At 45.1% G+C, this 21,910-nt stretch carries 18 protein-coding genes and 2 pseudogenes; 11 read left to right on the forward strand and 9 right to left on the reverse strand.

The genetic code is table 11. The features are described from left to right. Nucleotides 1–70: 70 nt before the first annotated feature. The 4 genes from SHEWANA3_RS21725 to SHEWANA3_RS21735 all read right to left on the reverse strand — a co-directional run bounded on the left by SHEWANA3_RS21725 (nucleotide 71) and on the right by SHEWANA3_RS21735 (nucleotide 3,880). Nucleotides 71–1,012 (reverse strand): efflux RND transporter periplasmic adaptor subunit, encoded by a 942-nt coding sequence (locus SHEWANA3_RS21725; protein WP_011711492.1) that lies wholly within the window; start codon nucleotides 1,010–1,012, stop codon nucleotides 71–73. Beyond that, complete coding sequence (locus tag SHEWANA3_RS21730; protein ID WP_011711493.1) at nucleotides 1,009–2,349, reverse strand: TolC family protein; 1,341 nt, start codon at nucleotides 2,347–2,349, stop codon at nucleotides 1,009–1,011. Before SHEWANA3_RS21730 ends, SHEWANA3_RS21725 begins: the two co-directional genes overlap by 4 nt. Before the next feature lie 83 nt (nucleotides 2,350–2,432). Continuing rightward, nucleotides 2,433–2,789 (reverse strand): hypothetical protein, encoded by a 357-nt coding sequence (locus tag SHEWANA3_RS23340; RefSeq protein WP_037431561.1) that lies wholly within the window; start codon nucleotides 2,787–2,789, stop codon nucleotides 2,433–2,435. Between the two features lie 191 nt (nucleotides 2,790–2,980). After that, nucleotides 2,981–3,880, reverse strand: a complete 900-nt coding sequence (locus tag SHEWANA3_RS21735; protein WP_011711494.1) for a cation transporter — start codon at nucleotides 3,878–3,880, stop codon at nucleotides 2,981–2,983. A gap of 77 nt (nucleotides 3,881–3,957) precedes the next feature. Between SHEWANA3_RS21735 and cadR the strand changes: the two genes are divergently transcribed. Next, entirely contained in the window at nucleotides 3,958–4,365 is a 408-nt protein-coding gene (cadR, locus tag SHEWANA3_RS21740; protein WP_011711495.1) for a Cd(II)/Pb(II)-responsive transcriptional regulator, read from the forward strand. Here cadR and SHEWANA3_RS21745 read toward each other — a convergent pair. Further along, a pseudogene (locus tag SHEWANA3_RS21745) lies at nucleotides 4,343–4,639 on the reverse strand (hypothetical protein); the annotation flags it as partial. The gene cadR and the pseudogene SHEWANA3_RS21745 overlap by 23 nt on opposite strands. Before the next feature lie 62 nt (nucleotides 4,640–4,701). On the opposite strand from SHEWANA3_RS21745, the pseudogene SHEWANA3_RS21750 reads away from it, so the two are divergent. From SHEWANA3_RS21750 to SHEWANA3_RS21775, 6 genes and pseudogenes are all read left to right on the forward strand, one after another. Continuing rightward, nucleotides 4,702–4,857 (forward strand): annotated as a pseudogene (locus SHEWANA3_RS21750) (transposase); the annotation flags it as partial. Between the two features lie 642 nt (nucleotides 4,858–5,499). Then, nucleotides 5,500–5,910: a DUF6088 family protein gene (locus SHEWANA3_RS21755; protein WP_011711497.1), complete on the forward strand. Its 411-nt coding sequence runs from the start codon at nucleotides 5,500–5,502 to the stop codon at nucleotides 5,908–5,910. After that, nucleotides 5,907–6,848, forward strand: coding sequence for a nucleotidyl transferase AbiEii/AbiGii toxin family protein (locus SHEWANA3_RS21760; RefSeq protein WP_011711498.1), 942 nt, complete (start codon nucleotides 5,907–5,909; stop codon nucleotides 6,846–6,848). Before SHEWANA3_RS21755 ends, SHEWANA3_RS21760 begins: the two co-directional genes overlap by 4 nt. A gap of 7 nt (nucleotides 6,849–6,855) precedes the next feature. Continuing rightward, nucleotides 6,856–9,480: a type I restriction-modification system subunit M gene (locus SHEWANA3_RS21765; RefSeq protein ID WP_011711499.1), complete on the forward strand. Its 2,625-nt coding sequence runs from the start codon at nucleotides 6,856–6,858 to the stop codon at nucleotides 9,478–9,480. A gap of 1 nt (nucleotide 9,481) precedes the next feature. Continuing rightward, a complete protein-coding gene (locus SHEWANA3_RS21770; protein WP_011711500.1) occupies nucleotides 9,482–10,699 on the forward strand; it encodes a restriction endonuclease subunit S in 1,218 nt (405 codons plus the stop codon). 171 nt (nucleotides 10,700–10,870) lie between these two features. Then, nucleotides 10,871–14,101, forward strand: a complete 3,231-nt coding sequence (locus tag SHEWANA3_RS21775; RefSeq protein ID WP_011711501.1) for an HsdR family type I site-specific deoxyribonuclease — start codon at nucleotides 10,871–10,873, stop codon at nucleotides 14,099–14,101. 428 nt (nucleotides 14,102–14,529) lie between these two features. Here SHEWANA3_RS21775 and SHEWANA3_RS21780 read toward each other — a convergent pair whose 3' ends face one another. The 4 genes from SHEWANA3_RS21780 to SHEWANA3_RS21795 form a co-directional block, all read right to left on the reverse strand. Beyond that, a complete protein-coding gene (locus tag SHEWANA3_RS21780) occupies nucleotides 14,530–14,940 on the reverse strand; it encodes a hypothetical protein (protein WP_011711502.1) in 411 nt (136 codons plus the stop codon). Nucleotides 14,941–14,969: 29 nt separating this feature from the next. After that, nucleotides 14,970–15,572: a DUF2913 family protein gene (locus SHEWANA3_RS21785; RefSeq protein ID WP_011711503.1), complete on the reverse strand. Its 603-nt coding sequence runs from the start codon at nucleotides 15,570–15,572 to the stop codon at nucleotides 14,970–14,972. A 94-nt stretch (nucleotides 15,573–15,666) separates the two neighbouring features. After that, nucleotides 15,667–16,533, reverse strand: a complete 867-nt coding sequence (locus tag SHEWANA3_RS21790) for a DNA replication terminus site-binding protein (RefSeq protein WP_166485395.1) — start codon at nucleotides 16,531–16,533, stop codon at nucleotides 15,667–15,669. Nucleotides 16,534–16,882: 349 nt separating this feature from the next. Beyond that, nucleotides 16,883–17,572, reverse strand: coding sequence for a hypothetical protein (locus SHEWANA3_RS21795; RefSeq protein WP_011711505.1), 690 nt, complete (start codon nucleotides 17,570–17,572; stop codon nucleotides 16,883–16,885). A 143-nt stretch (nucleotides 17,573–17,715) separates the two neighbouring features. Here SHEWANA3_RS21795 and SHEWANA3_RS21800 point away from each other — a divergent pair, with 143 nt between their 5' ends. From SHEWANA3_RS21800 to SHEWANA3_RS21815, 4 genes are all read left to right on the forward strand, one after another. Then, on the forward strand, nucleotides 17,716–18,864 hold the full coding sequence (locus SHEWANA3_RS21800) for a GIY-YIG nuclease family protein (RefSeq protein WP_011711506.1): 1,149 nt from the start codon (nucleotides 17,716–17,718) through the stop codon (nucleotides 18,862–18,864). 179 nt (nucleotides 18,865–19,043) lie between these two features. After that, nucleotides 19,044–19,247: a hypothetical protein gene (locus SHEWANA3_RS21805; protein ID WP_037426029.1), complete on the forward strand. Its 204-nt coding sequence runs from the start codon at nucleotides 19,044–19,046 to the stop codon at nucleotides 19,245–19,247. A gap of 16 nt (nucleotides 19,248–19,263) precedes the next feature. Then, a complete protein-coding gene (locus SHEWANA3_RS23060) occupies nucleotides 19,264–19,920 on the forward strand; it encodes a hypothetical protein (RefSeq protein ID WP_011711507.1) in 657 nt (218 codons plus the stop codon). A gap of 82 nt (nucleotides 19,921–20,002) precedes the next feature. Then, nucleotides 20,003–21,349: a hypothetical protein gene (locus SHEWANA3_RS21815; RefSeq protein WP_011711508.1), complete on the forward strand. Its 1,347-nt coding sequence runs from the start codon at nucleotides 20,003–20,005 to the stop codon at nucleotides 21,347–21,349. Nucleotides 21,350–21,910 lie beyond the last annotated feature (561 nt).

Here is a 21,910-nt window from a genome sequence, read left to right on the forward strand (position 1 = left end):
CACTCCTTCGTTGAGCGGCGATAGAATGCTGCTCCGGCCGATGGAATCCAGAATGTCTTTCAGGGAGCTATTAATCATCATCGCCAACCTCCCCTTTACCCAATTCCGCTTTCAAAATAAAACTGTTTTTGCTGACATACACTTCATCTGCGGACAGACCTGCCACCACTTCGGTTAGCTCACCGTCGGTTCGCCCCAAAGTCACTGTACGTGCTTCAAAACCTTCCTCACCCCGAACAAAAACGACAGGGTTATCCTCGACGATTTGCAAGGCTTCGTTGCGGATCACCATTGGAGCGGCTATTTCGGCGCGGGTGATTTGCGCGTTGACAAAGAGACCGGGTTTCCAAATGCCATTCGGGTTGTCGATCAAAGCGCGCGCCATAATGGCCTGATTACCAGTTTGGCCAAGCGGCGCAATATAGATGATTTTTCCCTCTGCGATATGGGTCGAATCGAGACTGAGAATGCGAACCCGCTGGCCTAATTCAACCTGAGCAACATCCTTGGGAAAAACCGACAGCTCCACCCAAACCGTTGAGAAATCCTGTACTACCAACAACGGGATATCCGTAGTGTGCTCGCCAGCGTTTGCATTCCGCTGGGTAACGGCACCATTGAGTGCGGATACTATCGAATAGGTTTTCAGACTTTCATTCGCTTCCACAGTCACCAGGGGTTCGCCTTTGCGAACCGGATCACCAACACTTTTTTTAACTTCCCGAATAACGCCGTCGAAGCGTGCCGTTACCGACTGTACACGCTCTGCGTTGGTGGCGACGACGCCATATACTGGCAAAACATCGCGGATGCTGCCCGAGGTAACGGTTGCCAGCGTAATGCCGGCATGTTTTATCTGCTCCTGGGTCAGCTCGACGTGGCCTTCTTCACCGTGCTCTTCCTCTTCTCCGTGACCCGTCTCGGCGAAAGTTTGTCCAGACAACAGGGTGATCGCAAAGCAACACGTAATTAGACGGATAAATGATTTTTTTAACTGGGTATTTGATTTCATTGTGGGGTTCCTGAAAATGTGTTGTCTTCGCCATACTGTGTCAAGGCCAAGGGCTCTGCTGTTAGCTGCTCAATTTCTGCACCATAGGTTAAGGCGGCTGCGGCCGCTTCGATCTGGGTGCGCCTGGCGCTCAATAATTCCTGCCGCGCGCTGACATAGTCGAGATACCCGTAGCGACCGCGTTGATAGGCCGCCTGAGTTTCTACCAGGGCCTGCTCAAGGGCGGGAATGATGGCGGTGCGCAGTGCCTCTACCGCGACAATGGCTTGTTTGCGGTTGTGAAAAGCCCGGAACAGTTGCGTGTGTAGATCCAGCAGCATTACATCGCGCTCTGCCAACACCTGATTTTTTTCGGCCAACGCGGTCGAAACGGCGCCGACATTTCGCTTGCCGGAAAACAACGGCATGCTGAAACCCGCTACCAACGCGGTGTCATCGGTTTCCTGCAAGCGACGAACCCCCACCGACCAACTGATATCGGCACTGGATTGGGTTTGAGCAAGGCGTATTTCTGCTTCTTTGAGGCGGGACTCTGCTGCGAATACTTCTATCGCAGGATTTTTTTCAACTTTGGCGTACAACAGGTCGAATGCCACGTCCTCGCCAAACTGGAATAGATCACCTTCCACTTTGTCAAAGTCCGGTGAGGTTACCCCCCACAGGGCAGACAACGACACTTTCAAATAAGCAAGCCGTTGCTGCTCCGAAAGCAAAGCGAGCTTCGCTTGCTCGGCAGCGGCCTGTGCCCGTTTGACTTCCGCCTCGGGTGTCGCTCCCGCCGTAGCCCGCTTTTTCACAATGCGTAAGCTCTCGCTCGCCAACTGGGCGGCCTCGCCAGCCAGGGTGACCTGCTCCTGTGCCGCTAGCACATCGACGTAACGGCGGGTGACTTCGCCCAATAAGGCCAAGGATTCCACCTGTCGGCTGGCATTGAGCACCGACCGACTGTGGGAGATTACGCCTTGCCGTGCCGCGCGCTTATCCCCCATTTCGATGACCGAAGACAGCGCAATGGTGAGTTCAGCACCACTTGCGCCGCTGAAGTCCCCAGTGCCCCCGACATTTTCAGCGTCAAATCCCAGCTCATACGCCGGTCTTAACCCGGCTGTTTCGGCCTGCCCTTGAAGGGCTGCGTAGCGGTAGGGAAAAACTTTCAAAGACGGGTTTTGTGACAAGGCGCGCTGCACCGCATTGGTCAGCGTGATCGTTGAGTCCCCAGGCTCGGCGCTAAGCCCCGACGAAGAAATGAAAAATAATAAACTGAACAGAATACATCGGCTTTTGATATTCCTCCGCCCCAAAGCGCCAGAACCCGGCGCAGTACGTATTGATAGCATATGGTAGATCCTACTTATTTAAGATAATTCAAACCGCGCGTTGCAACGATAACGGCAACACAGAAAAAACATAATCGGTAAAATCAGGCGATTGGAGGGCGGTACAGCGACGAGGATGGGGCCTCGGGAATGAGGGCTTGAGAGTCGTTATGCAACGAATGTTTATGCAAAAAGTTTGGGTGAGTCAGGTTACCGGATAAATAGACATGGCAATGGCAGCCATGGTGATGGCAATGAAACAGGCAGTCAGTGGACATATTCTGATCAGTGGGATCAGTAGCGGTCGAGCTATCCAGTACTCCCGATGATGAGCCATCGATGAAATCAGAGGAATAAGGGGCTGTATCCGAATAATTAATGGGATGCACGTCAGCCATAGCTGTCACTGATTGCAGTGCAATCAAGAGTAACAGCAGATAAGACAGTGCTTTTCGACTCATAAACCGAACATAACCCCAATGAAATGGAATAAACTGCGAAGCAGTCCACCCTTGATTACGGATTCAATCCCCGATTGTCCCAGCGCCTTTCGTTTACCTGTTATCCGCTTATCAAAGCGAGCCAGGTCGAGGATTTTTATTGGCGAGTTATCAAAAAAAGACCATTGCTTGTTGTTCATATTGTGCTCGGCTCAGGACTTGAGCTGCAAGATACGGCGCGCACCATTCAACACAATCAAACCGATGATAAGGCCAATCACCAAGTCTGGATAACGTGAGCCCGTCCAGGCCACCAATCCACCGGCAAGGATCACCCCTAGATTGGCAATCACGTCATTGGCGGAGAAAATCCAGCTGGCTTTCATATGGGCGCCGCTATCCCGGCTTTTGGCAATCAACAGCAGACAGGTCACATTGGCCGCCAAGGCAACAAGCCCGAAGCTCATCATCAAAGTGGAAACCGGTTCACTACCCAATACTAATCGCCTTACCACCTCGCCCAAAGCGCCCAAGGCGAGAATGATCTGAAGCCAACCGGAAAAATGGGCTGCACGCAACTTCATCCGCACACTGTGCCCTACGGCATACAGCGCCACGCCGTAGACGGCGGCATCAGCGAACATATCCAGGGAGTCCGCAATCAAACCAGTGGATTGCGCCCACCAGCCGACAGTAATTTCAATGACAAACATGATGCCATTGATTGCCAGTAGCCACTTGAGAATGCCAGCTTCTCTTTCTGCCTCCTGTTTTGCAGACGCCTGCGCACGGGCGATGGACTCGCTGGCGACGGGCATTGTACTGACAAGTCTCGCGCCCAGACCGACTGATTGCATTCTTTTTTTAATAAGGTCAGCGTTATCACCATGGTAGACACTCACCTTGCGCTTGGGGGTATCGAATTCCAATGTGACTTTAGGATGCACACTGTCCAACGCCATACGGATCATGCCTTCCTCTGAAGGACAGTCCATCTTGGGGACATGATACTCACTAACAAAGCCGCCATGAGAAGCGTCGTGTACTTCGGCAATTTGGGGAGTGTTCTCCGTCGCGTTATTTTGGCAATTGCCACCGCATGTGGTCGTCATAAAAAACCCTTGTTCTATCCAAGGTGGGCAGTTTAAACTCTATAGTTACTATAGAGTCAAGCACAGAGATTGAATAAATGAAGATTGGCGAGCTGGCAAAAAAGACGGATTGCTCGGTGCAAACTATCCGTTACTATGAAAAAGAACAGTTGCTGTGCACGACACAGCGTAGTGACGGCAATTTTCGACTTTACGATGAAGCTGCTGTCGAACAGCTGCTATTTATCAAGCTCTGCCGTAACCTGGATCTCAGTTTGTCCGAGATCCGCCAGCTACTCACATTAAAACGCTCACCGGGTGCGCAATGTGATCAAGTCAATCGCATGATGGATACGCACATTCAACAAGTGGAAACGCGCATTCAGAAGCTGGTTCAGCTGCGCGAGCATTTGAAAGTACTTCGCCGCAGCTGCTCCAGTGAAAGGACGATCGAACAGTGCGGCATCTTGCAAACGTTAACCACTAATCAGCATCAGAAGCGGTAACACTTACGCGCTTGAAATCGGACGCCTGTGTTATCGGCGGTGATGTTGCGCGTTTTGATTTGGATAGTATTAAAAATACCAGGTAAACCAGAAGTACCGAAAGTTGCGCAAGCACGCCTTGCCAGGTGGATTTGACGCCAATCCAGTCAATCTCAAAACTCACAGGTAATGGCGTCATACCGATGATGGCCGCCTCCTGTAATGCCGACACAGCTTTGCCCATCAGGACAAATGCCAGCGCTAGCAGCAAGTAGGTGGTGGCTGAAAAGAATTTGATCTGATCCGCTACTTTTGGACATCTCGCTAAGTGAGTAAAATCGCTTATTGAGGTGAAGTATGTCAACGAAGAAACCCCGTAAAATCCACACGCAAGAATTTAAAGCTGAAGCCCTGAAGCTTGCTGATAAAATTGGTGTAGCGGCAGCGGCACGTGAACTCAATCTTTATGAGTCACAGCTATACAATTGGCGCTCAAGTGTCGAAAAGAAATCTAATCTGAACCAGTAATAGTGGACACTTTGTATTATTACTAAAATTTGGTCAATTAGCCTAAGGGAACTGGTGACAGCCTCAAGAGTTGTGCCTCTGAATGGGGCACGAACGTGTCAGCTTCATTCCTCTGACACGTATAGGGGACAAGAATCAGTTAGTGCTTAGGCTCTAAAATTCGATTTTAGCATTACCATTAGTAATGAATATCCTCAGAAAGTGAGATTGTTATTTAATAAATGGGATGGACAAACGCAATGCATCGAAAAGGCCCAAACCTTAGGTAAATGCCTTGGACGTTTGCTTGTTCATCAATTAAGGAAAAATAAGCGGTTCGATTAAGGGACAAGCTCGTCACACGTGCAAAGCCTGCTTAAATGCAATCGTTCGACCATTGCTAAAGCGGCCAAGTTGAGCGGGCTTGGGTAGCCACAATTTTTTTATAGATGTTAGCTGCTGTATCCCAAAGTAGGTGAGAGTCGCAGTAACTTATAGGTGGATATGAATATAATAAGTATTCTAATTTATTAATCATAAACTTAGGTAAATATAAGTGCCGTATTAAATGTTAATAGGATGCCGTATTTATTCCTATTACCCTCACATTAAGCTATACTCGCGCTATTGTAGAGTAAGGAGGTTTAAATGGCCGCTGTTGACAGTATCTTTCAAAAGATAAAGCGTTCTAGACGCTACGTTTTCGAACGCAAAGACTTTGACGGCATTGCTAGCTATGACCAAATTGGCCGATCGCTTAATCAGTTAATGGATAGAGGCGAGATAATGAAGCTTGGCTATGGCTTATACACGAAAGCGCGAGTAAACAGCCTGACAGGACGTTTAATGCCGTCGTGTCCAGGTGGTAGCGATGCACTTATGCGTGAAATATTAAAAATGAAAGACATCGATTTCGAGATAGATAATCTGTCCTTACAAAGTCTTTCCGGTAAAAACACCCAAATCCCCTCATCCGTTCATTACTCATGGGATCAAAAACAGTTCAATCGCAAATTGGTTGTTGGTAACAGACTATTAACGCCAGCAAGTAGACCATGAAAAAACTGAAACAACAGTTCTTAGAGGTTTCCGATGCATTAGCGCTCGGAAACCCCGCCATTATTGAAAAAGATTATTGGGTGGTTGCTCTACTTTCTGAGCTTGAACAGTTAACGTTTGAAACTCATCAAATGGTGTTTTCCGGCGGCACCGCACTGGCTAAGTCCAATGTTAAAATACTTAGAATGTCTGAAGACGTGGACATAAAGCTGATCCCCACGCCGCAATTTCAACACCTTAGTCGCGGCAGGAAGAAACAGTACCGAAAAGCGTTAGCAGTAAAAATTGAAACAGCGATTATTGCATCGAACACATTTTCTATCGAAGCTAGATTAGTTCAGGATGAATATCGCTATGTGGAATATGAGCTTAAATATCCGCAACAATTTAGCCAGGCTCCTTGTCTACGCCCAATCATCAAGTTAGAACTGATGGAAACCATTCCACTGCTTGCGCTGGAAACGCGGGGCATCCAATCGTTAGTCGCAGAGCTTTATAAGCTGCCACAAGAAGTGAACGGATTCATCTGCGTATCAGTAAATACCACCTTGGTAGAGAAAGTGCTTTCCATGTTACGCCGCACAATGTCTGTTAAGCGTGATGCAGCCCGAAGCGATGACGTCACTTTAGTTAGGCATATTTACGACGTACACTGTATTCATGCAGCACAGGCCCTTGATAATGAATTACTTGCGCCCCTTTTTCGCGCCATATTAGCAGAAGATATTGCTCGCTTTGGCAACCAACATGCCGAATTCGTCATGGACCCAGCCAATGAGTTACGCCTTGGCTTACAGGAGATAGAAAGCAACCCACTCTTCAGGCAACGCTTTAATGATTTTGTTAAACCCATGGTGTTTAACTCGCAACCCCCCAATTTTGATACGTGCTTTATGTCCTTTAAACATATTGCGACCTCACTCATTCTGACTATTTAGAGCAAACATGAACAAACAACAACTGGCCGCAAAAATCTGGGAATCAGCAAACCAGATGCGCTCAAAAATCGAAGCTAACGAATACAAAGATTACATCTTAGGTTTCATTTTTTACAAGTACCTGAGCGACCAGTTAGTTCAGTTTGTCACCAAAGAGGGCATGACACCTGAAGACATTAAAGCCCTCAACGAAGAAGACGCGGACACGGTCAAGTACATTCAAGACAATCTAGGTTATTTCATCGCTTACGATAATTTGTTTGCTACTTGGGTTGATCCTGCATTCGACTTTGACGAGTCTAACGTGCGCGATGCGCTATCCGCCTTTAGCCGTTTGATTTCGCCTACCTACAAAAAATTGTTTGAAGGAATTTTCACCACACTCGAAACGGGTCTTAGCAAACTGGGTGAAAGCGCGGGTAAGCGCACAAAAGCCATTAGCGACCTACTACATTTAATCAAAAGTATCCCAATGAACGGTAAGCAAGGCTATGACGTTCTGGGTTACATCTACGAATACCTGATTGAAAAATTTGCCGCTAATGCCGGTAAAAAAGCCGGTGAGTTCTATACGCCGCATGAAGTCTCGGTATTGATGTCGCACATCATCGCCCATGAATTAAAACACAAAGATACCATCGAGATTTACGACCCAACGTCGGGCTCGGGTTCGTTACTGATCAATATTGGTGAAGCGGTCGAAAAATACGCCAAAAGCAAAGACAGCATTACCTATTATGCCCAAGAGCTAAAAGCGAATACCTACAACCTTACCCGTATGAACCTGATCATGCGCGGCATTAAAGCCAGCAATATCAAAACCCGTAACGGTGACACCTTAGAAGACGATTGGCCATACTTTGATGAAAATGATCCGCAAGGTACTTATCATGCGCTGTATGTGGATGCGGTCGTCTCCAACCCGCCTTACTCACAAGCCTGGGACCCAAGTTTTAAAGACAGCGATCCACGTTACTCGCGTTTTGGTCTTGCGCCCAAAACCAAAGCCGATTTTGCCTTTTTATTGCACGACCTTTACCACCTAAAACCCGATGGCATTATGACCATTGTCTTGCCCCACGGCGTACTCTTTAGAGGTGGTGAAGAAGGCGAAATTCGCAAGCAACTGATTGAGCAAAACCACATTGATGCCATTATCGGCTTACCAGCTAACATCTTTTTTGGTACTGGTATTCCTACCGTTATTTTGGTGCTCAAGCAGAAGCGTGGCTCTATTGACAAACCACAGAATGACGTATTAATTGTGGATGCCTCCAAGCACTTTGTTAAAGAAGGTAAAAACAATAAACTGCAAGCCAGTGACATCAAGCGCATTGTTGATGCGGTCATTAACCGCGACAGCATCGAAAAATTCTCACAAGTGGTGAGTAAGCAAACCTTGCGCGACAATGGCTACAACTTAAACATACCCCGTTATGTAGATTCGTCACCAGCGGCCGAAAGCTGGGATTTACACGCCACTATGCTCGGCGGCATCCCAAATAGCGAAATTGCGCAGTTACACCAATATTGGCAAGCATTCCCGCAATTGCATGATGCGCTGTTTGTGGCCAAGTCTGCCGCCCACAGTGAATTAGCCATTGCTAAACGAGACGTTAATGCAACCATTACCCAGCACTCACAAGTGGTAGAGTTTGTCACTGCCTACAACCAGGCGTTTGATGGAACCAATGCCAACAGCAGCTTTGATGACTATTTAAACAATACCCTAATCCAAGGCTGGCAAGCCGTTAACCGTAACCAGCAAGAGCCTGAATTAAGCACAGAGTTATTCACACGCTTAAGCAGTGTTGCCCTCATCGACAAATACCAGGCCTATCAATATTTGAACAACCAATGGCAATTGATTAGTGCTGATTTAGAAATGATGCAAACTGAGGGTTTCGCCGCCACTAAGCAAGTTGACCCTAATATCGTGGTTAAAAAGGTTAAGGGCAAAGACACCGAAGTACAAGACGGCTGGAAAGGCCACATCATGCCCTTTGATTTAGTACAACAAACCTACTTGAGCGATGACCTAGCGGCTCTGGCAAAACAAGAAAACCGCCTTGTCGAAATCGGAAGCCTACTTGAGGAAATACTCGAATCTCTAAGCGAAGAAGACAAAGAACAAGACACCGTAAAAGAAAGCAAAGACGGCTTTGCCAATGCCGAAGTGGCCAAGGCGGCCAAAGCCTTCTTGAAAGAACAGAAAGACAGCAAAGTTAAATTTGAAAAGGAAAGCTACGAAGCCAAGATAATTGCGGCCAATAAACTCATCGATGAAGAAAAAGCTCTGAAAAAAGCGGTCAAAGAAGCACAAGTCGCCCTGCACTTAAAAACCAAAACCACCATCGAAGGCTTAACCGACCAGCAAGTGAACGAATTGCTGCACCTAAAATGGATCGCGCCATTAAGCCAAGAGCTTGCTGCCATGCCAAGTGTCGTGATTTCAGAGTTGACCAACCAAGTACAATCCCTTGCCGATAAATATGCGGTGACCTATTCGCAAGTGGCGAATGAGATTAAAACCACCGAACAAGAACTAGCTGACATGATGGGCGAACTCACTGGCAATGAGTTTGATATGCAGGGCTTGAATGAGCTTACCAGTTTGTTGAAGGGTGCATAAGATGAGTGTGGAAAAGATGGTGCCGGAGATTCGCTTTGAGGGGTTTAGTGATGAGTGGCAAAGTTTGAGTTTGGATAAAATTACCGATGTATATGATGGAACACATCAAACGCCGGCGTATACAAAAAACGGGGTAATGTTTCTCTCTGCTGAGAATATAAGGTCATTAACCTCACAAAAATTTATTTCTGAAAAAGCTTTCAAAGAAGAGTTTAAAGTCTATCCCCAAAAAAATGATGTTTTAATGACTCGAATAGGAGATGTAGGAACAGCAAACGTTGTAGAAACTGATGATGACAAAGCATATTACGTGACACTGGCGTTATTGAAGTACAAGCAACTTAGCCCATATTTCTTGAAAAGCTCTATTGCTTCACCGTATGTGCAAAAAGATATTTGGCTGCGCACACTTCATATTGCATTTCCCAAAAAGATCAATATGAATGAAATCAAACAGGTCAATGTCAACTGCCCAACGAACTCGAAAGAATCTGACAAAATTGGTAACTATTTTCAAAAACTCGACAACTTAATTAACCAATACCAACAAAAGCATGACAAGCTCAGCAATATCAAAAAAGCCATGCTGGAAAAAATGTTCCCCAAACAAGGCGAAACCATCCCAGAAATTCGCTTTAAAGGGTTTAGCGGGGAGTGGGACGAGAAAGAGCTAGGTACAGATGTTGCTGACATAGTTGGTGGTGGTACACCTAGCACTTCAATATCTGAATTTTGGAACGGTGATATAGATTGGTATTCGCCTACTGAAATTGGTAGCAATGTATATGCTGAAGGGAGTCAGAAAAAAATTACGGCTCTAGGCCTTAATAGTTCATCAGCAAAGATACTGCCTGCTGGTAATACGGTTCTATTTACTAGTAGAGCTGGTATAGGTGATATGGCTATTCTTACAAAGCCTGGTACTACCAATCAGGGATTTCAATCTTTTGTTGTGAAAGAAGGATTTGTACCTTATTTCATTTATTCCGCAGGTAAACAGATTAAAGAATATGCCCTTAAACATGCGTCAGGCTCAACGTTCTTAGAAATTTCAGGTAAGCAACTTGGTCGCATGAAAATTCTTGTACCTTGCGAAACAGAACAAACCGCTATCGGCAACTACTTCCAAAAGCTCGATGCGCTGATCAAACAACACCAACAACAAATCACCAAACTGAATAACATCAAGCAGGCCTGCTTGAGCAAGATGTTTGTATAGTGATGCCTAGGCAAAATATGAGCACTGTTCGCTTCGCCCCTCAACGAATCTCCACGTTGAAAAACCTTGAAAGAGCGCCACTATTCCTTCGCTTTTTCGCCTTGATCTTCGCTGAGCGGCTCTGCTCCTTAGCGGCCCAATTTCACCTATGCACCACTCGCGGGAGCCACCATGACGACCTTTAAAACCGAAGCTCAATTTGAGCAGGCCTTTATCGAGGTGCTTACCCATAAAGGCTGGGAGCCTGAGATACTTAAAAACAAAACCGAAGCGGATTTACTGCAAAACTGGGCGAACATTTTATTTGAGAACAATCGTCAGCAAGATCGCTTAAACGATGTGCCACTGACGGCAACGGAAATGCAGCAGATTATTGAGCAGATCAAAGAGCTAAAAACACCGCTTAAACTCAATGGGTTAATTAACGGCAAAACGGTAGCCATTAAGCGCGATAACCCCGCCGATGCCTTGCATCTTGGCAAAGAAGTCAGCCTAAAAATCTATGATCGCCAAGAAATTGCTGCCGGTCAAAGCCGTTACCAAATCGTCCAGCAGCCGAAATTTGAACGCGGCAGCCCACTGCGTAATGACAGGCGTGGTGATGTGTTGTTACTGATTAACGGTATGCCGGTCATTCATGTTGAACTTAAACGCAGTGGCGTGCCAGTTAGCCAAGCGGTTAACCAAATCGAAAAGTATTCCAAAGAAGGTATTTTTAGTGGGCTGTTTTCACTCATTCAAGTGTTTGTCGCCATGGAGCCTAATGAGGCCAAATACTTTGCTAACCCAGGGCTAGATGGCAAGTTTAATCCAGATTACCAATTCAATTGGGCCGATTTTAACAACGAGCCCATGAACCATTGGAAAGATATTGCCTCGACACTGTTATCCATTCCCATGGCGCACCAGTTGATAGGCTTTTACACCGTTGCCGATGATACCGATGGTGTGCTTAAAGTGATGCGTAGTTATCAGTATTACGCCGCCAATGCGATATCGGATAAGGTAGCCAAAACCAACTGGCAACAATTGGGTAGCGCTGCTAATAACCCAGACCGCTTGGGCGGCTATGTGTGGCATACCACAGGTTCAGGCAAAACCATGACCAGCTTTAAATCAGCACAGCTCATTGCCCAATCAAAAGATGCCGATAAAGTCATTTTTTTGATGGATCGCATCGAGTTGGGCACCCAGTCGCTGGCGGAATACCGTAATTTTGCAGGCGATGGTGAAGATGTACAAGCGACCGAAAATACTCATGTATTGGTAACTAAGCTAAAAAGCACGTCCCCAGCCGATACTCTAATTGTTAGCTCTATTCAAAAAATGAGTAATATTTTTGAAGAAGTGGATGATGAAGGCACTGCAACAAACTCGGCAGATATTGAAAAAATCCGCGCTAAACGCTTGGTATTTATTATTGACGAGGCGCACCGTTCAACGTTTGGCGACATGCTGATCATTATTAAACGCACCTTTCCCCGCGCCTTGTTTTTTGGTTTTACTGGCACTCCGATCCAAGAAGAAAATGAAAAAAACGGCAATACTACCAGTACCGTATTTGGCAATGAGTTGCACCGCTACAGCATAGCCGATGGTATTCGCGATGGTAACGTACTCGGCTTTGATCCCTATAAAGTGCCTACTTTTAGGGACGGTGACTTAAGGCAGGCTGTCGCCCTAGAGCAAGCTAAGTCGGGATCTGTAGCGGAAGCAATGGATAATCCTGCCAAAAAGAAAAAATTTAATTATTTTATGAATGAAGTGCCTATGGCTGGCTACAAAGACTCTACAGGTAAATACCACAAAGGTATTGAAGATTACGTACCTAAAAGTCAGTACCTAAGCGAGACTCACCAAGCCAAAGTGGTAGAAGATATTCTGCACAAATGGGATGTGCTAAGCCAAGGCAATAAGTTTCATGCGATTTTGGCTACTAACAGTATTGCTGAAGCCATTGATTATTACCGTCTGCTAAAGGCTGCTAAGCCTGATTTAAAAGTATCAGCACTGTTTGATCCTAACATTGATAATGACGGCAGTGGTGACCGAGGGCCAACATTTAAAGGTGATGGCTTGGATGAGATTATGCGTGATTATAATGCGCGTTATGGCCACGATTTTGATTTTGCCCGCCATGCAGCATTTAAGAAAGATCTAGCCGCACGCCTTGCTCACAAAAAACCTTATGAGCGTATTCATACCGATCCTACAAAACAGTTGGATTTATTGATTGTTGTAGACCAAATGCTCACCGGTTTTGACTCCAAGTGGCTGAATGTCTTGTATTTAGATAAGGTAATTAAATACCAAAACATCATCCAAGCCTTCTCTCGTACCAATCGATTGTTTGGCCCCGATAAGCCTCATGGTGTTATCCGTTACTATCGTTACCCGCATACGATGGAGCAACATATTAACGATGCGGTAAAACTATACTCTGGCGACAGACCCATTGGGTTATTTGTTGATAGGCTAGAAAGTAACTTAGAAGCAATGAATGAACTGTTCGGTGATATTACCGAGTTGTTCATTAGTGCCGGTGTGACAAATTTTGAAAAACTGCCAGAAGATGTTGAGGCGTGCGCAAAGTTTGCTGAACTATTTAAAGTATTTAACCAGCATCTAGAAGCCGCGAAGATACAAGGTTTACATTGGGAGCAGTCGGTTTATACATTCACGACGAACGCTTCAACAGGCGAAAATGGCACTGAACATGAGGTTACTCTCGCCATTAATGAACAAACCTACCTGAGCCTTGCGCTGCGTTATAAAGAGCTCGCATCAAAAGGTGATGGTGGTGGTGCGGGTGGCGGAGGTGTGCCTTTTGATATTAGTGGCTATTTGACGGAAATCGACACAGGAAAGATTGATGCCGACTATATGAATAGTCGCTTCGATAAATATTTAAAAGAGCTAAATCAGCATAATGATCAAGCCAGCATTCAACTTACGCTTAACGAACTGCACAAGTCATTTTCTTCACTGACGCAAGCTGAACAAAAATACGCCAAGCTTTTCTTACATGATTTACAGCGTGGCGATGCAAAGTTAATAGAAGGCCATACTTTCAGAGATTACATCAACACCTACAAAGACAATGCTGAAAACGCCCAGATTAATGCCATTGTTAATGCGTTAGGTTTAGATAAAAGCCAGCTTATTAGCTTATTAAACGATAGTGTCAATGAGAAACACCTTAATAATTTCGGTCGCTTTGATGCGCTTAAAGACACTGTTGATAAGGCAAAAGCCAAAGTTTATTTTGAAAAATTAGATGGCGTAACCATTCCACCTTTTAAGCTCAATATCCGAATCGATCAGTTTCTAAAACAGTTTATTTTTGCTCAGGCAGATGATCTTTTAAATGAAATTTATGAAGATGTTACTGAGATGATTTAATGCCTTACAATCCGGCCTTTAGTATTACCCAATCACACTTAAGCAGGTTGCAGAGATCAGTGAAACGATCGGTCGTTTAAGTGCGCGTATTGAACAGGCGCAGGCACTCCGGCTGCGTTGTGTCAACCGTATCCGTACGGTGCAAGGCTCGTTGGCGATTAAGGGCAACACCTCCTTAGGCGAGGCGTAAAACACCGTCAAAAGAGGTGCTTGAAGTAAAAACCGCATTACGAAAAGTAAGCCTAATCGGAGCATTCTGCGAACACTGAGTGAAAAGAGCTAGCAAGCTTTGGGGCAAAAATGTGCTAACTCTTAATCCGCACATTCACCAAAAGAGCCAAAAAATATCAAACTATTATATAAACGCACAAAGGATTCATAGAGTTATGTCCAAAAATTTACACATTTGGACAATATCACACGCTATATTAATTGTGAATGTCATCTGGCATTACTTTGTTGAGGATATACAAGAAAATCGCCGCCGAAGTGCAGGTGACAACTACGGTTCCAATGCCATAAATAAATAACGAAATTAACGTGCTAACAAAAAACACGTTTTGAATAACCATCGCCGGAAATGTATTGGTATTATCCATTTTAGTTGTGACCAGTAATGTGGCAAGCGCCAGAAAAGCAGGGGTGTGAAACTCAACAAGCCCTTTATCACTTAGCATATACAACCCAGCCGCCATAAAAGCGATAGCGGCGCCTGACCGGAGTAAAGGTATTGCGTGATTATGTCGATAAGGGAACATCATCCACAACGCCCAAAAGAAGCCTAAGCCGGATAAGTTGCGTACAACATCATGTAAGGTAAGAGAGGATAATTGAATCATAGCGAGATTACCTTTCAGCTATTTTTGCACTATTGAGCATCCATCCAATGAGCGCTATCGATGATAAAAATGTCTGCAGTGTTGTTTGTTAAAACCACACATTCAATCAATTGATAATCTGAGTTAAACAACGTCTTAAGTGCAATTAAATTGTCCTCTGAAGTGTAGCGATAGTTAATTATCATCGGAGCTATTTGCCGGCCATCTTCATTGAAGCAGTTCTCGATCTGCACTCGGTTAAAACGTATCTCACAGGCATTGTGGTCCACTGTCACAGGTTGTTCACTGGTGCGGAATTGGATTGGCTCTTTGATAGCATCAATCGCAGTGACCAACCATTCAGCGAGCGCCATCATCCTGTCGTATTTGACACTGGAGCTGTTGATAACCGATAACATTTGATTAATGCAGGCTTCCATGTCCTGCCCTTGGCGCCCAAGCAGGATGACACGCTTAACATGACTCTTAATTTCACGGCAAGCCTTGTCATCGACAAATGGCTTTAACCTTTTAATCAAAATCTCATTGCGGCGCTGAACAGGAACAAATCGGCCTGATTCTGCGCAGGTGAGATAGAGGTGCATCTGAGCAGAGCGAAACACTGTCTTAAGCTGCTCTTCGTAACTGTTCATCTTTTTAAACCTTTCAAATTAAATTGCTTTAGGCACTGTATTACTTCGTGAAAATTACGCAAAAATTGAGGGGGTCACTCTCCGTTTGCGGTCTTTAATTCCTTGCTTCATAGCTGGAGCCATTAAAGGATCCCAGTGGCGTAGCTGCTTGCTTATCGGCACGAGTACCGCGCTTAACTGAAGCATCAAACGTAGTGAGCGGCTTGATCTCCAACGGCTCACTTTGCAATACGATAAGCGGCATCGTAGCGGTAACCGTTTTCACCTTCCCGTTAATCATGAGATTGGCCACTGGCTGCGGTTGAATATCCCGACGCGCCCGAATCATAGCTTCTGGGGTGCTCAAGATGTTCTGCTTTAACAGCAATAGCTGACTTGGGCATTCATCGCCAAGGCGCTTAATATCCGCGTTCAGTCGCTCAAGCAATTTGTCCTTATCGACCTTCGACACCACATCTTTGCATAACCAGCTGAACCGCGCCGAGGTCATTGGCTCGTTAAAGCAGCGGATTTGGCGATAGAGATGTAACGCCATGACACCAGGGCAAACCTCGCGTAGTTTCTCAAATCTGTCAGCACGGGTGCTGTACTTGGTGGTGATTTCCTTCTCGATGGCCGTTTTAGCCAAGTTAATCCGGGCAATGACATCCATAACTTTGTTAGTGACTAACGGCGATGTGGAGTACCAAAGCACCCCAGGCGTCCTACGAGCTGAGCGCTGCGAGTAATCAGGATGAATGTGTAAATCACCATAAGCGAGTTTGGCTTTCGTTACTGCTGCAAGCCCCAGTGTTTCGCGTACCGAAATCACCGTCTCCGGCTCGCGAACTTTCTCAGCCGATTTCATTACGGGTGGTACAGGTGTCACGCTGGCACGAACAGGGGTATTCGAATCCAGCAGGTGATTGAGCTGCAACAAGGTGGATTGGATCACTTCATAATTATCCGATAGAATACACAAAGTCATTACCTTAAAGTATTTCTGTTATTGTCTTACTGTAATCCTATTTAGTCCATCATGCAATGTTGTTGACTAACAAAGATAGGCGTACACCCCCACCTCCCGAGTACCTGGATAGATAATTAATTGTGCATATCGAGTGGCGATGGCCTTATTCAAGAAAATGTAAGAGATATTTTAGAAAAGCCTAGGTGCGCCGTGATTTTGGAAATTTCCGCCAAATTCGAGTTAGGACGTTGATAGTCTGGTTTTTTTCTAATTATTGGTATGTTGTGAATGTTAGAAATGCTGTGAGGATACCGCTGTATAAATCTTTGTATGTTGGGAGATAAGGTCAATATTTATTGAGTTATTCCTTCCATCCTTCATCAAATCGTTCAGTTAATTGGTTATTAATTGATTGGTACTCGAGTTCCAACTCTTTATCAAATTCAGGATCATCACCTGTCTTTTGATAACAGCCACGCTCTTTAAGAATACAGGTCTCTATCTGAGACAGAGTTGACTTGGTTCTTTCAATTGTTTGGTCAACATTCATCCAGAACTCATCGGAGAGCAGTAGGACTTTTTCTCCCCCTGATTGGTAATTTAAATGAACCTCAAAGGTCTTTACCATCATTTGAAACGTGCCATGAGCAACGGCATTTCGCCATTCCTGAATTTTCTTCAAGTCCTCCTGTAAATTAGCCTTCTTCTTACCGGTGCAATATGAGGTTACATTGAGGATTTTCAATAAAATATCACGCTTTGTGTTGTAACTCATTACTGTAGATTCGATTAGTAATTCATCAAATAAACAATGTCTGTTGTATTCCTCTTCAGAGTGATTCTGACTAGCAAAAAAATAGCTGCTAATAATACTGCCAATATCTGCATCAATATCTGTAGCTGCAGATACGACCATCGCAGCGTTATCTGTGGCATTTTTTGAAATTTCTTGTATTTGGTCAGCGTGGCGCTCCATGTGGATCAATGCATCGCTCACATCAGCAAAATCTAGGGCATGTGAAACTGGCACTTCTTGCTTCAGTTTGTACATAACTATCCCTTACGAATAAAGATAACTCATTGTACATTCGTAGCTTTATTATTCAACGTCACTCTTAATGACCTATTCATTGGCATTGGACACCATACTTATTTGAGCTATATTTATTGGAAATTCTATAGGTTCAATTAAGTATGCCTTCTAATGCCTTTCTAACGATAGGAAAAGCCGCAGACGGAGAATTAATTAGTATCGATGCGGTGAAGAGTGGTAAAACTGACCTCTCCTGCCCCTTTTGTGCCGTGCCGTTGATCGCAGCAAAGGGGCTAGTCAATATTCATCACTTTCGTCATGATGGCGAAACTTGCCATGAGTCACTGCAACAGCTGCCACAAATACCAGGCTGGGATCACTTTCACCTCTGCGTGCCGGATTTCCTTGTTAATGTCTTACAGAATTACGCCGAAGCCCATCCTGGGGAAGTATTTTGGTATGAACCTAAGCATGTTCGTGATCTGTTAAAGCACAATCTTATTGAGACCGACAGTTACACGGGTAAATATCGACTGACCGATGCCGCGTTAATCATCACCGGCCAACTATCGCTGAGTAAATTCAGCAACTGGTTTCGCCGCCAACTCACAGCCCGGATACATAGAAAATCGCAGTTAGTGGCTAACAACGAACTACATCGAGCACACTTTGAGATTGAGGCTTGGCGCCAACAACAGCTGATGGTAGCCACCACCTACTTATTTGAGTTAACCCTAGACAATGGTGAAGTGATTTATAAGGTGGGCCGGACTCGTCGTGAGGTAGACGTGAGACTAGCTGAAGTTGAATCCGAGATGAAAGCCCACTTTAACCAGGGCATCTGCGCCAAAGTATTGCGGTTAATCCCTAACGGCGGTTATCTGGAGCAGTATGTATTGTATCGATACCGGCTATCAAAGAGAGAGATAGGAAAACATCAAGAATATCTGAGCCTCGATGCGTCAGCATTGAAACAGCTTAAGGCGGCATTCACCCGCGCAGCCAATGACTTAGCCCCCTTCGATAAGGACGAGCGCTTTATTGCATCTGGGCGTTGGCGTTACGAACCCAAGCGATTAGACGCGGTACGCAAAGGGATTAAGCAGACTGTAGAAAGTGGTAGCAGTTTCGGGCGCCCCAAGGGAACAACCAAGGTCGGCAGCGAGGAATGGCGCAAGCAGTATCAATATGTGATTGATCTGTTAGAGGCAGGCAATCTCTCTCAAGAGAAAATCGCCAGAATGACATTTAATAGCACCTCGACGGTGAAGCGAGTTAAACAAGTTATATCCAAGGAAACGCCAGAATAAGCGCGTCAGAGTTTAACGGAATTATCAGGTGTACTCCGTGCTCTTGCTTATTCCTTCCCCCTAGTTTGCATGATGGTCTAAATTGAATTATTTTGGCATCGGTTATATTGGGAATTATCATTTGGTGTTAATGTCTTCCCCAGAATTACATTTGGAAATCTTTTGCTCGGGACGAAACAATGTTACGTGAGATGTTCAACTTCAATAGTGCTAGTGACACAGTGAAAACCTATGTATTGCGCTTACGCCGTGCCAAGCAAATGGAAACACTGGAGGTGATGGTTGAGCGCTTGGAGGCAGATGCCAAAAACGCCGATGAGCGCGCCGACATCGCCCATGCATACAGCATTAGGGAGATGGAGATCTCTAACAGTATTGACTAAGCTTAAGTAACCACTTATGGCAAATGAAGGCTGGTTAGCCGTAATTAGTTTAGGGGTAACCTTAACGTTATTATCGCTATTGCGCGACAGGTTATTTTCCACCATTGGGCGTGGTTTGTTGTTTCGTCTTTATGCGGCCCCGGGTGTATTTGTCCATGAACTCAGTCATGCTCTTACTGCAATTCTGTTTCGGTTTACCATTACCAAAATATCCTTTTTCTCACCACAGCCTGACGGCACACTTGGCTTTGTGCAGTACCAGTACCGACCATCATTAATTAGCCCTGTGTTACGTTTATTCGTCGGAATAGCCCCGCTTTTCGGCGGATGTGCTGTTGTGTGCATACTTAATTGGTTATTCCAGGCGCCAGCCACCATTGACTGGTCTGCACTTTATAATTTCGCCGTTGATGAACCGTTGCGGTTTGGAATCTGGATGTATTTCACTTCTTCAGTCGTGGCTAATGCCGTTCCAAGCAAGTTTGATTTGAATAACAGCTATATTGCTCTGTACTGTCTGTGTTTTGTGATTGGAACCCTGCCGCTCAGTTACACCCCTCTTTTGAATTTGCTCAGCTCTATCATGGCACTGTGCTTATTGGTAGTGTTACTCTTTGTAGTAGTGTTATCTGGGGTATATTTCTGGCGACAACTTTCAAACATTAACATTTAAGCACGTTGATAATCATTATCTATGAGCAGCTATTTCCGGATCGCGCGTAGAGTGAAACCAATTCAATCAGGAGTTTTATTCGATGCAAAAAGAACCGCGTATTCATCATCTCTATGTAGCAACGGCGAAATACCTTTTTGCTCATCCCAAGCACGGTATCGTTAAACTCCTTGACCCAATGACGGTCAGTGACGCCAAGCGTTACCAACTAAGCCCTATTTTACTTTACGGTCTCACAGTCGCAGGCCTACCCATTCGCTGGATGACATTTGCACCAATTGACGCGCCAATTGCAATTAAAGGATTTTTGGCCAATGCTTGGGAGCACGCCAAAGGGTTAAGGGGCTTGCCTGATATTGTGCGCGTAAACAAGTATCTACATGAAGCTTGCCCGTTACTTGCCGAAGCACTGCAACCACTTGGCGTAGAACTGCAAGTTACTGCGCCTAATGATAGATCACACCCAGGCTCACTAAGGTCTGCGCAAGAAAGTGCGCAATATATCTCCATGACAGCGAGTTCGGCTCCGCCCCAACCGCAAGAAACACCTTTTGATACCTTATCTCGTTATGCGAAAGATGATCATCTACTAAATGTCCGAATCGCGCCAAGCTATCACAGCGGTAAAGAGGCATTTAAAATTATGCAATGGCTACAGCAACCAATTCATCCCTTGAGCGCACCACTCAATGACACCGAACTCGATTGGCAAACTGGAGATTGGTTGTCGTCGTGGGAAAAGTCGCTACCAGAATCCGGGCCTCGCTATTTCAAGAGAGATTCAATTGACAACTTCATGTGGTTAATGAACGGCACGAACGCTGACTATATCGAACTGAGCGATGATGACGAATATGAACACAGCGATAACACTGCAGAACTGATAAAAATGCTTCTCGCAAATTGGCCAGGCAAGATGGTTGATATTGCCAAGCTATGCAGCATTACTCTAAAAGAGCTTAATTGGTATCTCGGAAGCGCTGCAACATTGCCACCAGCCTCCTTATTTCAGCTAAAGCGAATCCTTGGCATTGGGATAGAGCTTGAATACCTACTTCAAACAATCAATGGACCTTACGTCTTGATGGCCAACAAACCAAAAGCGCTCGAAGATTTCTACAACGAATATACAAACGGTGGTAATGCAAGCGCTTTCGAAATTATCCCTGACAATGCACATGCCGACCCAAGTTACCGTTATATGTTGATTTGCCCTTACAGCAAACTGCCTAGCTTACTGATGGTGCCGCGGGGTTCATCAATTGCAGACCGTATTCCAGATCTATTGTTTAACTACGAAGGCGTTAGGCGTGTTGGCGCAAAACTTTATCGAGAAGCAGTGAGTACCTGTGCGGCAGTTGCAGTAAACCCTACGAACAACATTGCTATCATGTCAGAATTCACTTCGAGATATTCCTTCGAAGAGTAATACTGAACTAACATCTAATTCTATTGCCGGCCACTTGAAAATATCAATTCTGAAGCAAGCTTAAACGCAAAGAAGAAAGCTACACTGCCTAAGGCAAACCCAACAATTGAGCCCAACAACGCATTTTCGCATCCTATTAAGTCGTGGAAGGTAAACCCGCACAGGATTGAAGCCACGATATAAAGACCTAAAAATACTGCCTTGTACATGAACACCTCAAAAGATTTATCTGAATTATTTCGCGTTGAACTATGTTCGTTTACCGATGTTGAGTGTTGCCATAATTAAACTTGCAAATACAAACCATAGTGCCGCTTGGTGTTGGTCAAATACTGTTGACAAGATTATCGCCACTCCTAGTAATAGGATGTTTAAGATCATAACTTTTATACTTTTCATAGGTGATCCTTACTACAAGCATTTAAATTTGGTTGAATGATACCACAGCACTTTAGTCGCTCTATTTCCAGTAGATTTTCAATGAAAACTCAAAATCTGATTTTAACCGCATGATGCTCTCCTAAATTCGTTGAGAGTAATCATCACACAAGCTTTAAATGA

The organism is Shewanella sp. ANA-3 (assembly GCF_000203935.1).
Lineage (GTDB): Bacteria > Pseudomonadota > Gammaproteobacteria > Enterobacterales > Shewanellaceae > Shewanella.

Excerpts from the sequence above, each read along its gene's own strand:
- SHEWANA3_RS21770 (WP_011711500.1), top strand. The coding sequence starts at position 9,482 with ATGAGTGTGGAAAAGATGGTGCCGGAGATTCGCTTTGAGGGGTTTAGT.
- SHEWANA3_RS21805 (WP_037426029.1), top strand. The coding sequence starts at position 19,044 with ATGTTACGTGAGATGTTCAACTTCAATAGTGCTAGTGACACAGTGAAA.
- SHEWANA3_RS21780 (WP_011711502.1), bottom strand. The coding sequence starts at position 14,940 with ATGATTCAATTATCCTCTCTTACCTTACATGATGTTGTACGCAACTTA.
- SHEWANA3_RS21800 (WP_011711506.1), top strand. The coding sequence starts at position 17,716 with ATGCCTTCTAATGCCTTTCTAACGATAGGAAAAGCCGCAGACGGAGAA.
- SHEWANA3_RS21725 (WP_011711492.1), bottom strand. The coding sequence starts at position 1,012 with ATGAAATCAAATACCCAGTTAAAAAAATCATTTATCCGTCTAATTACG.
- SHEWANA3_RS21795 (WP_011711505.1), bottom strand. The coding sequence starts at position 17,572 with ATGTACAAACTGAAGCAAGAAGTGCCAGTTTCACATGCCCTAGATTTT.
- SHEWANA3_RS21785 (WP_011711503.1), bottom strand. The coding sequence starts at position 15,572 with ATGAACAGTTACGAAGAGCAGCTTAAGACAGTGTTTCGCTCTGCTCAG.
- SHEWANA3_RS21775 (WP_011711501.1), top strand. The coding sequence starts at position 10,871 with ATGACGACCTTTAAAACCGAAGCTCAATTTGAGCAGGCCTTTATCGAG.
- SHEWANA3_RS21760 (WP_011711498.1), top strand. The coding sequence starts at position 5,907 with ATGAAAAAACTGAAACAACAGTTCTTAGAGGTTTCCGATGCATTAGCG.
- SHEWANA3_RS23060 (WP_011711507.1), top strand. The coding sequence starts at position 19,264 with ATGGCAAATGAAGGCTGGTTAGCCGTAATTAGTTTAGGGGTAACCTTA.
- SHEWANA3_RS21815 (WP_011711508.1), top strand. The coding sequence starts at position 20,003 with ATGCAAAAAGAACCGCGTATTCATCATCTCTATGTAGCAACGGCGAAA.
- SHEWANA3_RS21730 (WP_011711493.1), bottom strand. The coding sequence starts at position 2,349 with ATGCTATCAATACGTACTGCGCCGGGTTCTGGCGCTTTGGGGCGGAGG.
- SHEWANA3_RS21735 (WP_011711494.1), bottom strand. The coding sequence starts at position 3,880 with ATGACGACCACATGCGGTGGCAATTGCCAAAATAACGCGACGGAGAAC.
- cadR (WP_011711495.1), top strand. The coding sequence starts at position 3,958 with ATGAAGATTGGCGAGCTGGCAAAAAAGACGGATTGCTCGGTGCAAACT.
- SHEWANA3_RS21755 (WP_011711497.1), top strand. The coding sequence starts at position 5,500 with ATGGCCGCTGTTGACAGTATCTTTCAAAAGATAAAGCGTTCTAGACGC.
- SHEWANA3_RS21765 (WP_011711499.1), top strand. The coding sequence starts at position 6,856 with ATGAACAAACAACAACTGGCCGCAAAAATCTGGGAATCAGCAAACCAG.
- SHEWANA3_RS23340 (WP_037431561.1), bottom strand. The coding sequence starts at position 2,789 with ATGAGTCGAAAAGCACTGTCTTATCTGCTGTTACTCTTGATTGCACTG.